Origin of the sequence: Prauserella shujinwangii, assembly GCF_003001955.1 — a bacterium.
GTDB lineage: Bacteria > Actinomycetota > Actinomycetes > Mycobacteriales > Pseudonocardiaceae > Qaidamihabitans > Qaidamihabitans shujinwangii.
The window spans coordinates 138,968-151,755 of the sequence record NZ_PVNH01000002.1; the positions used below are offsets into that span (position 1 = coordinate 138,968).

Here is a 12,788-nt window from a genome sequence, read left to right on the forward strand (position 1 = left end):
TTGCTGCTGGGCAGGGAAAGGTGGCCGGGGGCGGAGGGGAACCGGCCCCGCCCCCGGCCACCGGTCACTCGCCTGCCCTGGCGAGTTCGGCCACTTCCTGGTCGGAGAGGGCGCGATCGAAGATGCGGACGTCGTCCACGTCACCGCGGAGGTGGTCGACCTCGCCACCGTTGTACTGCCCTCGGCCGATCACGGTGTCGCCCGCCGAGCCGTCCGCCGTGCAGGCGCTCTTCGTGTCGACCTTCTGCCCGTCGACGAACAGCTCCAGGGTGCCTGCCTGTGCGTCCCGCACGCCGGTCAGGTGATACCAGCGACCGACCTCGGGCTTGGTCGGCGACAGCGCGCGCAGGCCGACGAAGCTCATCGCCCAGCGCTGGTCCTGCCCGGAGTACTGGAGGAAGAACGCGCTGTGCTGGCCGGTGTCCTGGCTGACGACGGTCTGGAACCCGCCGCCTGCCTCGTCGAGCCTGGCCCAGGCCGAGACGGTGTAACTGCCCGCCGTGTCCACCAGACCGCGCCCGGTGTCGGCCTCGCCCGCGCCCGCGAACGAGAGGCCGCCTTCGTGCACGCCCTGCGTCCACTCGGTTCCGGTGAGCGTGGCGTCGGCATCGCCGACCGCGTCCTTCGCGGTCGTACCGGAGCCCTCGTTGAACTTGTAGGCGTGCACCCCGGCCAGCCCCGGCGTGCCGGGGTCGGGAGCGGGGCCGTCGTCGCCACTGCCGTCGGCGTTGCGGATGATCGCCTCGTTGACGGCGCGCACCTGACCGAAGTCCATCTTCTTCACCTGCCGGTCGTAGGTGAAGAAGCCGTTGACCTCGTGCTCGACGTCGGTGATCTGGGTGTAGATGGCGCCGCTGATCGCGCACCGTCTCGCCGCGGACAGCACCTGCCGCTGGTTGTCGACGTAGGCGGCGGTGAGGCTCTCCTGGTCGGGCAGCATCCGGTAGGCGTGTCCCTCGCCGAACCACATGTGGCCGTCGACCTCGAGGCCGTAGCCGCCGTGCTCGCCGTCGATGGACACGCGGGCGCCGTCCGGCATCGGCTCGGCGGGGCCCGGGTAGGCGTGCCAGTCGATCACGTCGCCCTTGCCGGAGTCACCGAGCGAGTCACAGCAGTTGACCCCGCTGTGCGCGTTGACCAGCCGTGACGGGTCCTGCTCCTTGATCTCCTCGGCGATGCGGCCGGTCGCCTCCCGGGACCATTCGCCCCAGCCCTCGTTGAACGGCACCCAGCCGATGATCGAGGTCCAGTTCTTCTTCTCCGCCACCAGCTCGTGCAGCTCGGCCTCGAACTGCCGCTGGGCGGGCTCCGGCGGCCTGCCGCCGGTCCGCATCGACGGCATGTCCTGCCAGACCAGCAGGCCGAGCCGGTCGGCGTGGTAGTACCAGCGGTCCGGTTCGGTCTTGATGTGCTTGCGCACGGTGTTGAAGCCGAGTTCCTTGTGCTGCTCGAGGTCGAACCGCAGCGCCTCGTCGGTCGGCGCGGTGTAGATGCCGTCCGGCCAGTAGCCCTGGTCCAGAGTGGACATCAGGAACAGCACCTCGCCGTTGAGAGTGATCCGCTTGCGGCCGTCGGCTCCTTCGGCCGTACCGATCTCCCGCATGCCGAAGTAGGACGAGACGCGGTCCACCGGCCGGTGGTGCGACTTGAGCACCACGTCGAGGTCGTAGAGGAAGGGCGAGTCCGGCGACCACAGCTTGGCACCGGGCACCGGCAGGTCGATCGGCTGCCCCGGAGCCCCCGTGGTGCGGCTGACGATCCGCCTGCCGTCCCTGACGGTGGCCTCGACCCTCGTCCCCGCGACGTCGCCCTGGGTGTTCACGGTCAGGCGCAACGTGGAGGTGTCGATGTCGGGCACCATGTCGAGGCTGTCGACGTGCCCGGTGGGAACGGGTTCCATCCAGACGGTCTGCCAGATACCGGAGGCACCTTCGTAGAAGATGCCCCGGTCCGGCACGCGACGCTGCTTGCCGACCGGCTGCCAGGTGGCGTCGGTGCGGTCCTCGACCCCGACGACGATCTCCTGGGGGCCGGAGGGGTTGAGCGCATCGGTGACGTCGGCCGAGAAGGCACCGTAACCGCCCTTGTGCCTGGCGACCTCCTGGCCGTTGACGTACACCACGGCCGCGTAGTCGACGGCACCGAAATGCAGTTCGAGACGGTTGGCCTTGCCGACTCGCCAGTCGGGTGGCACCTCGACGGTGCGGCGGTACCACATGTGGTCCTCGTGCCGCTGGATCCCGGACAGGGCGGACTCCGTGGGATACGGCACGAGGATGCGTTCGGCGAGCGTCTCGCCGAACGGCGGGGCCTCCCCCGCGGACGCTCCGGCGAACTCCCAGACGCCGTTGAGGTTCCGCCATTCCTTCCTGGTCAGCTGGGGTCTTGGGTACTCCGGCAACGCGTTGGTCTGCGACACGTCGTCCGTCCACGGCGTGACCAGCCTCGGGTCGCCCATCTCCCAGCCGTCACCGGAGGTCTGGGCGGCCACCGGGGTGGCGAGCGCGGCGGCGAGCAGCGCGGACAGCGCCGCCGTCAGGACGGCCGGACGGGCACCGCTTCCGCGTCGTCGAGTCAGTGGTGCAAGAGACAGCACAGTCGAACACCCTTCTCGGGGGGACCGCGCCAGCGTTCGCTGGCGGCACAGCACCGGAGGGGCCCGTGGTTCACACGGAGGCAACACCGGCGTGAAGCATTTCACACAGCCTGTTCGACTATGTCAACACTTACACCCAAAGTCACCCATGTCTGAACAGTGAGACTGGCCAACCGGCAGCGATCCGCACGCAACCCATCGAAACGCTTCGCGCACCGATCGCGACTTGATCCGCCGAACGGAGCAACTGTGCTGGTTGGCGTGCACGGATGCGTGTCTGTTGGTTTTTGTTCCAACATGGTTGAATGCGACACCTCCGCCCCACGCTGCGCACGAGGAACGGTGACGGTGAAACGGACGACGACGACGCTGGCCGACGGCCGCGAGCTGCTCTACTTCACCCCGGACGACGAGAGCGTGCCCGACCTGCACGATCCGCGGCAGCTGCCCGCGGTGCACACCTCGTCGCAGCTCCGGCTCGACCCACTGCTCGACGAGTGGGTGATGATGGCCGCGCACCGGCAGGACCGGACGCATCTACCACCCGAACAGGACTGTCCACTGTGCCCTTCGTCGAACGGAAGGCATACGGAGATCCCCGCGCCCGGCTACTCCGTCGCGATCTTCGAGAACCGGTTGCCGAGCCTGTCGATGGGTGCGCGGCAACCGGAGGGCGACCTGCGCCATCCGCTCGTGCCGGTGCGCGCCGGTGTCGGCAGGTGCGAGGTCGTGTGCTTCACGAGCGACCACCACGCACGGTTCGCCGACCTGTCGGCCGAGCAGGCGAGGCTCGTCGTGGACGCCTGGGCGGACCGCACCGAGGAACTGTCCGCTCTGGATGGTGTCGAGCAGGTCTTCTGCTTCGAGAACCGGGGACCGGAGATCGGCGTGACGCTGACGCACCCGCACGGGCAGATCTACGCGTACCCGTTCGTCACCCCGCGCACCCGGCGGATGTGGGAGGTGGCGCATCGCTACCGCGAGCGGACCGGCCGCGACCTGCACACCGACGTGATCGGGGCCGAACGTTCCGCGGGCGTGCGGCTGCTGGCCGAGACCGCGCACTGGGTGGCGTTCGTCCCGGCGGCGGCCCGCTGGCCGGTGGAGGTGCACCTCTACCCGCTGCGGCGGGTGCGGACGATCCCGGAACTGACGGACGCGGAACGGGACGACTTCGCCGCGCTCTACCTGGACGTGCTGCGGCGGTTCGACCGGCTGTACCCCACGCCGCTGCCGTACATCGCCGCCTGGCACCAGGGTCCGGTGCGGGACGAGGACCGCCTCGGCTACCTGCACCTGCAGCTGTTCTCCGTGCGCAGGGCGGCGGACAAGCTCAAGTACCTCGCCGGCTCGGAGTCGGGGATGAACGCGTTCGTCACCGACGTGCTGCCGGAGGACGTCGCACGCCGTCTCCGCGAGGCCTGACCTGGATGCGGACCGTCACCATCCAGGCCGAGGGCCGGTGCTAGGACTCCCTGCCCAGCCGGGCGCGGACCTCGGGACGGCGCAGCGGTGGCACGGTGACCGGTGGCTGACGCCGTGCGGGCAGCTCGTCCAGCAGGCGCGCCGTGATCGCGGTGATCTCGGCGACGGCGGCCTCGAACGGCTCCCTCGTGGCGTCGGACAGGGTCTGCACCCCGCTGACCTTGCGGACATACTGCCGGGCGGCGGCCTCGACCTCCTCGGCGGTCGCCGGGGGTTCGAGGCCACGGAGCACGGTGATGTTGCGGCACATGAGCCCAGCCTACGGCGAACCGCCCGCGAACACGGCAGACTCGGACCGTGGCCGACGGTGTGGGTCCGGATCCCCAGTATGACGCGTTCGCCGACGAGTTCCTGGAACACGCGCGGGACGGTCTGTTCAACGCGCACTACGACCGGCCCGCGTGCCTGGACCTGCTCGGGGACGTCGCGGGCCGCACCGTGCTGGACGCGGCCTGCGGTCCGGGGCTCTACGCCGAGGAGCTGGTGGCGCGGGGCGCGCGCGTGACCGGGTTCGACCACAGCCCGCGCATGGTCGAACTGTGCCGGCAGCGCGTCCCTTCCGGCGAGTTCCGCGTACACGATCTCGCCGACCCGCTCGGCTGGCTGCCCGACGACTCGGTGGATCTGGTGGTGTTCGCGCTCGCGCTGGAGTACGTCGACGACCGGGTCTCGGCGCTGCGGGAGCTGCGGCGGGTGCTGCGGCCGGGCGGAGCGCTCGTCCTCTCCCGTCCGCACCCGACCGGCGACTGGCTGCGGCACGGTGGCAGCTACTTCGACGTGCGGGTCATCGAGGAGGTGTGGAGCAAGGGCTGGCGGCTCCGGTACTGGCTGGCTCCCCTGGAGCGCACGTGCGAGGAGCTGCGGGCGGCGGGCTTCCTCCTCGAACGCCTGCTGGAGCCCCGGCCGAGGCCGGAGGCGGCGGACCTCCACCGCGAGGACTACCAGCGGCTGTGCCGGGAGCCGACCGGCTTCCTCGCCCTCAGGGCCGTGCCGGACCCGCGGCGATGACACCGGCGCAGGTCGCGGAACGGGAACAGCCGAGGAGGCCACCTGGAGCGCACGGTCCCCGAGGTACTACTGTGCGTTGACGCCTGTAACCAGCCGCACAGTGAGGGACTCGATGCCGTCGACACGTCGCGCGTCAGGAGCGCCCAGTTCGGATCCGGTGGGGATCGACACCACCCGCGCGAGCATCGCCCGGGTCTACGACGCCGCGCTGGGCGGCACGGACAACTACGCGATCGACCGGGAAGTGCTGGCCCAGGTGGCGCGAGCGGCACCCGAGGTGAAGGACCTGGCGTGGTCGAACCGCCAGTTCCTGATCAGGGCGGCCCGGTTCGTGGTGGACCAGCTGCGGATCGACCAGTTCATCGACTGCGGCTCCGGGCTGCCGACGGCGGAGAACACGCACCAGGTCGTGCAACGGCTCAACGACGAGGCCACGGTGGTCTACGTCGACAACGACCCCGTCGTCCTCGCCCACGGGCGGGCGCTGCTCGAGGAGAACGAGCGCACCCACCTCGTGGACGCGGACATCTTCGTACCCGAGGATGTCCTCGGCCACGAGGGGGTGCGCAAGCACATCGACTTCGACCGCCCGGTCGCGCTGCTGCACGTCGGGACCTGGCACCACTACCTCGACGACGACGCTCCCGACCTCATGCGCCGCTACATCGAGGCGTTCGCACCCGGCTCGGCGGTCGTGCTCAGCCACTTCTTCGACCCGGAGACCGCCGAGCTGAGCCCGCTGGCGCGCCGGATGGAGGAGCTGTTCATCCACAGCCCGATGGGCAGCGGCCGGTTCCGCACCCGCGCGCAGATCGAAGCGCTGTTCGGGGACCTGCGGATGATCGAGCCCGGCGTCGCGCTGTGCGACCTGTGGTGGCCGGACGGCCCCAAGATCCGCCCGCTGAACCAGGTCGAGCAGTGCATCGCGGGCGGAGTCGGCGTCAAGGAGTAGCCGCTCCCGTCCCGGCCAGCGGCACCGCACACGCCGACGAGAAGCCCTGCGACTCGATTCCGAGTGCCGTGTTGTTCCTGGTCATGAAGTTGGACAGCGCGATGAACGCGGTCAGTTCGACCATCGCCGCCGGGCCGAGCCGGTCGAGCAGCCGCGCGGACAGCTCGTCGGTGACGGTCGGCGGCGTGTTCGTCATGGCCTCGGCGTACTCCAGCACGTCCCGCTCCAGCGGGGTGAACACGTCCGACTCCCGCCAGCGCGGCACCTGGCTCGCCTTGGCCAGGTCGAGGTTCTCGTTCTGTGCCTGGAAGTAACCGAGGTCGAGGCAGAAGCCGCAGCCGACCTGAGCCGCGACGGCCATGTGCGCGAACGACTTGAGGCTCTTGTCGGCGGCGTCCCACTTGTTCGCCTTGCCCCCGAGCCGCATCGTGTCCATGAGGACCCTGCGGTGGTGCCAGAGCACCCCGAGGGGTTCCGGCACCTCGCCCAGCATCTTGCGGCTGAACCGCTTGACCATGCTCCCGGTGAACCCGGTGATCTCCGTCTTCGGAACGCGTGGCGCCATGATGCCCTCCCTGTCCGGTGTTGCTGTCGGCATGGAGACACCGCCGGGAACGCGAAGGTGACAACCAGGCACCGGTCGCCTGGACCAGGGCTCACCGCCCGCCGTCGAGCAGCGTGTCGACCAGGGTACGTTTCAGCCAGCTCTCGTACTCGTCGTACGACCATCCGGCTTCGACGACGAGGCAGTCGTGCACCCCCAGGCTCATCAGGGCGACGGCGATGTCCACGGCGCGCTCGACGACGTCGGTACCCGAGTCCCGGACACGGGAGACGACCATCTCCACGCCGAGCCGGTTGCGCCGTTGCGCCTCCGCCTGCGTGGCGGCGATGTCAGGGTCGACGGCGGCGCCCGAGCGCATGATCGCGACGATGTCCCCACAGCGTTGCCTGACCTGGCGGCTGGCGGTGGCCAGCAGCCCGAGCAGTTCGGCCGGGTCGGTCATCCGGTCGGCGGCCGCGACGAGCTCGGGCATACCCGCCTCGTCGTCGAGCAGATCGACCAGCCCAGTGAGGACGCCCGCCTTGGAGCCGTAGTGCGCGTAGATCGTCTGGGGCGCGACCCCGGCGTGCTCGGCGATGAGCCGGACCGGGGTGCGCGCGTAGCCGCGTTGGGCGAACAGTTCCCGCGCCGCGGTGAGGATCGTGCGGCGCGTCAGCGCCTCCCGCTGATCGCGAAGCCGGACGAGGCCGGGAAGGTCCGATGACATCCACCCTCCGTACTAGTACATTGTTCTAGTGAATGGATAGTTGTTCTAAGTTCTGAGTCTAGCGAGTGGAGGATCCATGCCGGTCGAGGACATCATCGCCGCGATGGCCCGCGCCTGGAACGCGGGAGACGGTGCCGCATGGGCGGCGAGCTTCGCGGAGGACGCCACCTTCGTCGACGCACTCGGGCGCGTTCAGCGTGGCCGTGCGGTCATCGCCGAGGAACACCAGAAGATCTTCGACACGATCTACCGCGGCAGCAGGCTGGAGTACTGGCTGCTGGACAGCCGACCGATCGCCGACGACCTCCTGCTCGCCCACACCGGATCACGGCTGTCCGTCCCCGAAGGACCACGGGCCGGTACGGTCGAGGCCGTCCAGACGAAGCTCGTCCGGGGCGGGGAGATCCTCGCCTTCCACAACACCGCCGTGCTGAACATGGCGGACTTCGCCGGGCGGGACGAAGCACTCGCCCGGCGGGCACCCAGGGAATGGGAACGCGGCCCCCACCTGAGCTGAGCCGGTCCGGAGCGCCCGAACCGCCGGCGCGAAGGACCACGCCGGTGTTCCCGCCGCCGCTGCCGCGGCCCACGTCATGATCGCCGTGGCAAAATCACCCAGGTGCAGATCGGGGTGCTGGGACCGTTCGAGGTCCGCGGGGACGACGGCGGCCTCGCCGACGTGCCGGGCGCCCGGTTGCGCGCGCTGCTGGTCGCGCTCGCGCTGGAACCAGACCGCGCGATCCCGAAGGCGACGCTCGTCGACTGGATCTGGGGCGAGCACCCGCCGTCCGACGCGGCGAACGCGCTGCAACGGCTGGTTTCCCGGCTGCGGAAGGCGCTCCCGGAAGGCTCGGTCGAAGGACAGCCGGACGGCTACCGGCTGCGGGTGGAACCCGACGCCGTCGACGCCGTGCGGTTCGAACGCCTCGTCGGCCAGGCCCGCGACGAGGAGGGCCCGCGGCGGGTCCGGCTGCTGCGCGAGGCCCTCCGCCTGTGGCGCGGCGCGGCCATGCAGGACGTCGGTCTGCAGGACAGCGCGGCCTTCGACGCGGCGGTCACCCGGCTCGACCGGCTGCGTCTGACCGCACTGGAGGATCGGTTCGACGCGGAGATCGCCCTTGGCCACGGTGCGGACCTGGTCGCGGAACTGACCGACGTGGTGGCCGCCCACCCGTTGCGGGAACGGCTCGTCGCCGCGCTGATGCGTGCCCTCGTGGCCACCGGCCGCGACACCGAGGCGCTGCTCGTGTACGAGCGCACGAGGGAGGCGCTGGCCGAGACGCTGGGCGCCGACCCCGCACCGGAGCTGTCCGCGTTGCACGTCGCGCTGCTGCGGGGCGAGCTGGGACGGCGGGAGGACGACCGGAAGACCAACCTCCGCGCCGAGCTGAGCAGCTTCGTCGGCAAGGACGCCGACGTCGCCGCGGTCCGCGAGCTCGTCACCGAACACCGGCTCACCACCCTGATCGGGCCGGGCGGCTCGGGCAAGACCAGGCTGGCCACGGAGACCGCGCGCACGCTGCTCGGCGACCTGCCGGACGGGGTCTGGCTGGTCGAGCTCGCGGCCATCGGCGCCGAGGCCGACGTGGCGCAGGCGGCCCTCGCCGCGCTCGGTCTCCGGGACGCCCTGCTCGCCGACGCGCCCGACGCGGAGCCGACGGAGCGGGTCGTCGCCGCGCTCCGCGAGCGGGAGGCGCTGCTGGTCCTGGACAACTGCGAGCACGTGATCGAGTCCGCGGCGACCTTCACCCACCGGGTGCTCGGAGAGTGCCGGCGGCTGCGGATCCTCGCGACGAGCAGGGAACCCCTCGGCATCACCGGGGAGGCGCTGTGGCCGGTCGCGCCGCTGGTCCTGCCCGCGGAGGACGCCGACCCCGGCAAGATCGAGGCCTCCGCGGCGGTCCAGCTGCTGCGGGACCGGGCAGGCGCGGTGCGCAAGGACCTCCCGGCCGACGCCGGCACGTTGTCGACCATGGCCCGCGTCTGCCGCGCGCTGGACGGGATGCCGCTGGCCATCGAGCTCGCCGCGGCGAGGTTGCGCACCATGTCCCTCGACCAGCTCGCCAACCGGCTCGACGACCGCTTCCGGCTGCTGACCGGCGGAAGCCGGACCGCCCTGCCGCGGCACCGGACGCTGCGCGCGGTGATCGACTGGAGCTGGGAACTGCTCACCGACGCCGAGCGGGTGGTGCTGCGCAGGCTGTCGGTGTTCTCCGGTGGCGCGAGCCTGGAAGCCGCCGAGCGGGTCTGCGCGGGCACGGGGGGCGGGAGGAGCACAGGCGTGGAAGCCGACCAGGTGCTCGAACTGCTGACCGCGCTGACCGAGAAGTCGCTGGTGGTCACCGACGGCGAAGGGGCCCCGCGTTACCGGATGCTCGGCACGATCAAGGAGTACGCCGAGCAGCGTCTCGCGGAGGCGGGCGAATCGGACCTGGCGCGCCGGGCGCACCTGGCGTACTTCACCGAGCTGGCCGAAACCGCGGAGCCGCACCTGCGCCGCGCCGAGCAGCGGGAATGGCTCGCCACGCTCCAGGCCGAGCACGACAACATCGCCGCCGCGATGCGTGGTGCCCTCGCGGCGGGCGAGGCACACGGGGCGATGCGGCTCGCCGCGGCCGCCGGCTGGTACTGGTGGCTCGGCGGGCACAAGGCCGAGGGCAACGAACTCATCATGGCGGCGGCCGCCATGCCCGGCGACGTGCCCGAGGAGGTCCAGGCCGTGGTGTACGCCTTCGTCACGGGGTTCCTGACCTCAGGGCGGTCGCGCGACCAGTTCCGCGCCGAGGAGTGGATCCGCAGGGCATACGAGCTCGGCAGGCGGGTGCGGGTCAGCCACCCGGCCGTGCGGCTGACCGCCGCACTGGAACGCCTGCTGCACGGGCAGGACGAGTACGTGGCGGCCTTCGAACCACTGCTGGCCGACGAGGACCCCTGGGTGCGCGCGCTGGCCCGGTTGCAGCTCGGCAAGATGCGGAACATGCTCGGCGACGGCAGCCGGGAGGCGGACGCCCATCTCGAGACCGCGCTCACCGAGTTCCGCGCCCTCGGCGAACGGTGGGGAACCTCCTTCGCCCTCACCGAGCTGGCGGAACGCGTCGCCGTGCGGGGCGAGTTCGCCGGTGCGTGCGAATACTACGAACAGGCGGTCGCGGTGGTCACCGAGGTGGGTGCCGTCGAGGACGTCGTCCGGATGCGCTCACGGCAGGCCCAGCTGTACTGGCTGCTGGGGGACGCGGACGCCAGCGCGACCGCCATGGGACAGGCGCAGCGGGCCGCGGACCGGGTCGCCTGGCCGGAGGCGCTGGCCGAGCTGGCGATGGCGAAGGCGGAACTCGCACGCTGGCGCGGTGACGCCGGGCAGGCTCAGCGGCAGCTCGACATCGCGATGGCGATGATGGGCGAGGACGCCGACCGGGCCTACATCCGGGCGATGGGACACGACCTGCTCGGTTATCTCGCCGAGGATTTCGGTGAGGCCAGGGACCACCGCCTCGCGGCCTTCCGGACGGCGTCCGAGACGGGCCGCGCGCACGACATCGCCCAGGTACTCGTCGGGATCGCGGACCTGGCGTTGCGCGCACGGAAGTACGAGCAGGCCGCCCGGCTGCTCGCGGCGAGCACCCGCCTGCGCGGCCTGCCCGATCGTTCCCACCCGGATGTGGCCCGGATCGAGCAGGCCGCGCGGCGTCGCCTCGGTGAAACACGGTTCACCGAGGCGACGCGGGAGGGTGCGCGGGCGAGCTGGCGGGAGCTGGCCGAGGTCACGCTCGCTTGCTGAACGTGGAGCGCGCCCACAGATAGCCGGCCAGGGCCATCCCGACGCACCAGCCGGCGGCGACGATCACGTCGATGCCCTCCGGCGCGCCGCCCAGGAAGCCCCGCAGGGTCTCGATGATCGGTGTGAAGGGCTGGTACTCCGCGAACTCCCGGATACCGGGACCCATCGCCTCCGCCGGAACGATCGCGCTGCTGAAGAACGGCAGCATGACCAGCGGCACGGAGGCGATCCCCGCCGTCTCGGGAGACTTGGCCGCCAGTCCCAGCGCGACGGTGAGCCAGCCGAGCGCGAAACCGAGCAGTACGACCACACCGAGCACGCCGAGCCAGTCGAGGAAACCCGCTGAAGGGCCGAAGCCCAGCAGGAAGGCCACCCCGACGAGCGCCGCGATGGCGACCAGGTTGGTCAGCACACTGGCGATGACGTGACCGGTCAGCACCGCGCCGCGAGAGACGTCCATGACCTTGAACCGGTTGATGATTCCCTTGGTCATGTCGGAGTTCACCGAGACCGCCACGGATCCCACTCCATAAGCGACAGCCAGCAGCATCAGCCCCGGTGTCGCGTAGTCGACGTAGTCGGCGCCGACGCTGAACGCGTCGCCGAACACGTACACGAACATGAACATCATCACGACCGGCATCAGGACCGCGTTGAACACCGTGGTCGGGTTGCGCGCGATGTGTTTGAAGTTGCGGCGCAACATCACCATCGAGTGGGACTTCATTTCGCGGCAACCTCCGTGGTGTGGCCCGTCAGGGCGAGGAAAACGTCATCGAGGTCGGGGGTGTGGACGGAGAGCTCCTCGGCGCTGATCGAGTACTCGTCGAGCCGGTCCAGCAGCGCCCGCAGTGAGGTCGTGCCCGCGTCGCTCGGCACCCGCAGGGCCAGTGCCTCCTCGTCCCGGGTGGAGTCGGGCAGGACCCGCGCGGCCGCGTCGAGTTCGGCGACGGTGGTGAACCGCAGCCGGACATGTGTGCCGGGCACCTGGCGCTTGAGTTCGTCCGACGTGCCCTGGGCGACCAGGCGGCCCTGGTCGAGTACCGCGATGCGGTCGGCGAGCTGGTCGGCTTCCTCAAGGTACTGGGTGGTGAGGAAGATGGTCACGCCGTCGGCCACCAGATCGCGGATGATCGACCACATCGTGCGGCGGCTGCGCGGGTCCAGCCCGGTCGTCGGCTCGTCCAGGAAGATGATCCGCGGGTCGCCGACGAGCGTCATCGCCAGGTCGAGCTTGCGGCGCATACCGCCGGAGTAGGTCGACGCGGGCTTCTGCGCCGACTCCATCAGGTCGAACCGTTCCAGCAGGTCGGTGACGACCCGCTGGCCGTCGCCGGAGGGGCGCCGGTTCAGGTCCACCATCAGCTGCAGGTTCTCCCGCCCGGTCAGCAGTTCGTCCACCGCGGCGAACTGGCCGGTGACCCCGATGGCCGCGCGCACCGCCCTGGCCTCGTTCTCGACGTCGTGCCCGGCGACCCGCACCGTCCCGGCGTCGGCCTTCATCAACGTGGTCAGCACGTTCACCGTCGTCGTCTTGCCCGCCCCGTTCGGGCCGAGCAGCGAGAACACCGTGCCCGAGGGGACATCCAGATCGATGCCGTCGAGCACCGTCTTGTCCCCGAACGTCTTCCGCAGCCCGGAGACCGCGATCGCAGAACTTGTCATGCGACCACCGTCGCCGCCCGGCCTGACACCCCG

The 12,788-nt window shown here is 70.7% G+C and carries 11 protein-coding genes; 5 read left to right on the forward strand and 6 right to left on the reverse strand.

Annotation, left to right across the window (positions count from 1 at the left end; all coding sequences use genetic code 11):
* Positions 1-64: 64 nt before the first annotated feature.
* The gene (locus B0I33_RS03905) at positions 65-2,596 is read right to left on the reverse strand and encodes a LamG-like jellyroll fold domain-containing protein (protein WP_106177146.1); all 2,532 of its coding nucleotides are present in this window, start codon (positions 2,594-2,596) and stop codon (positions 65-67) included.
* A gap of 348 nt (positions 2,597-2,944) precedes the next feature.
* Between B0I33_RS03905 and galT the strand changes: the two genes are divergently transcribed.
* A complete protein-coding gene (galT, locus tag B0I33_RS03910) occupies positions 2,945-4,021 on the forward strand; it encodes a galactose-1-phosphate uridylyltransferase (protein WP_106177646.1) in 1,077 nt (358 codons plus the stop codon).
* 40 nt (positions 4,022-4,061) lie between these two features.
* On the opposite strand, the gene B0I33_RS03915 is transcribed toward galT, so the two are convergent.
* On the reverse strand, positions 4,062-4,331 hold the full coding sequence (locus tag B0I33_RS03915; RefSeq protein WP_106177147.1) for a DUF2277 domain-containing protein: 270 nt from the start codon (positions 4,329-4,331) through the stop codon (positions 4,062-4,064).
* 47 nt (positions 4,332-4,378) lie between these two features.
* Between B0I33_RS03915 and B0I33_RS03920 the strand changes: the two genes are divergently transcribed.
* Both B0I33_RS03920 and B0I33_RS03925 read left to right on the forward strand, forming a co-directional pair.
* Positions 4,379-5,089, forward strand: a complete 711-nt coding sequence (locus tag B0I33_RS03920) for a class I SAM-dependent methyltransferase (protein WP_106177148.1) — start codon at positions 4,379-4,381, stop codon at positions 5,087-5,089.
* Positions 5,090-5,246: 157 nt separating this feature from the next.
* On the forward strand, positions 5,247-6,041 hold the full coding sequence (locus B0I33_RS03925; protein WP_245900431.1) for an SAM-dependent methyltransferase: 795 nt from the start codon (positions 5,247-5,249) through the stop codon (positions 6,039-6,041).
* Here B0I33_RS03925 and B0I33_RS03930 read toward each other — a convergent pair.
* Together B0I33_RS03930 and B0I33_RS03935 are read right to left on the reverse strand one after the other, a co-directional pair.
* A complete protein-coding gene (locus B0I33_RS03930; RefSeq protein WP_106177149.1) occupies positions 6,031-6,606 on the reverse strand; it encodes a carboxymuconolactone decarboxylase family protein in 576 nt (191 codons plus the stop codon). The genes B0I33_RS03925 and B0I33_RS03930 overlap by 11 nt on opposite strands.
* A gap of 91 nt (positions 6,607-6,697) precedes the next feature.
* Entirely contained in the window at positions 6,698-7,312 is a 615-nt protein-coding gene (locus tag B0I33_RS03935; protein ID WP_106177150.1) for a TetR/AcrR family transcriptional regulator, read from the reverse strand.
* Between the two features lie 76 nt (positions 7,313-7,388).
* Here B0I33_RS03935 and B0I33_RS03940 point away from each other — a divergent pair, with 76 nt between their 5' ends.
* Both B0I33_RS03940 and B0I33_RS03945 read left to right on the forward strand, forming a co-directional pair.
* On the forward strand, positions 7,389-7,829 hold the full coding sequence (locus B0I33_RS03940; RefSeq protein ID WP_106177151.1) for an SgcJ/EcaC family oxidoreductase: 441 nt from the start codon (positions 7,389-7,391) through the stop codon (positions 7,827-7,829).
* A 102-nt stretch (positions 7,830-7,931) separates the two neighbouring features.
* Positions 7,932-11,090 carry an ATP-binding protein gene (locus tag B0I33_RS03945; protein ID WP_106177152.1) on the forward strand — a complete coding sequence of 1,053 codons (3,159 nt, stop codon included), beginning with the start codon at positions 7,932-7,934 and terminating at the stop codon, positions 11,088-11,090.
* On the opposite strand, the gene B0I33_RS03950 is transcribed toward B0I33_RS03945, so the two are convergent.
* Both B0I33_RS03950 and B0I33_RS03955 read right to left on the reverse strand, forming a co-directional pair.
* Positions 11,074-11,817: an ABC transporter permease gene (locus tag B0I33_RS03950; protein WP_106177153.1), complete on the reverse strand. Its 744-nt coding sequence runs from the start codon at positions 11,815-11,817 to the stop codon at positions 11,074-11,076. The two genes, B0I33_RS03945 and B0I33_RS03950, sit on opposite strands and share 17 nt — an antisense overlap.
* Positions 11,814-12,755, reverse strand: coding sequence for an ATP-binding cassette domain-containing protein (locus B0I33_RS03955; protein WP_106177154.1), 942 nt, complete (start codon positions 12,753-12,755; stop codon positions 11,814-11,816). Before B0I33_RS03955 ends, B0I33_RS03950 begins: the two co-directional genes overlap by 4 nt.
* Positions 12,756-12,788: the final 33 nt, after the last annotated feature.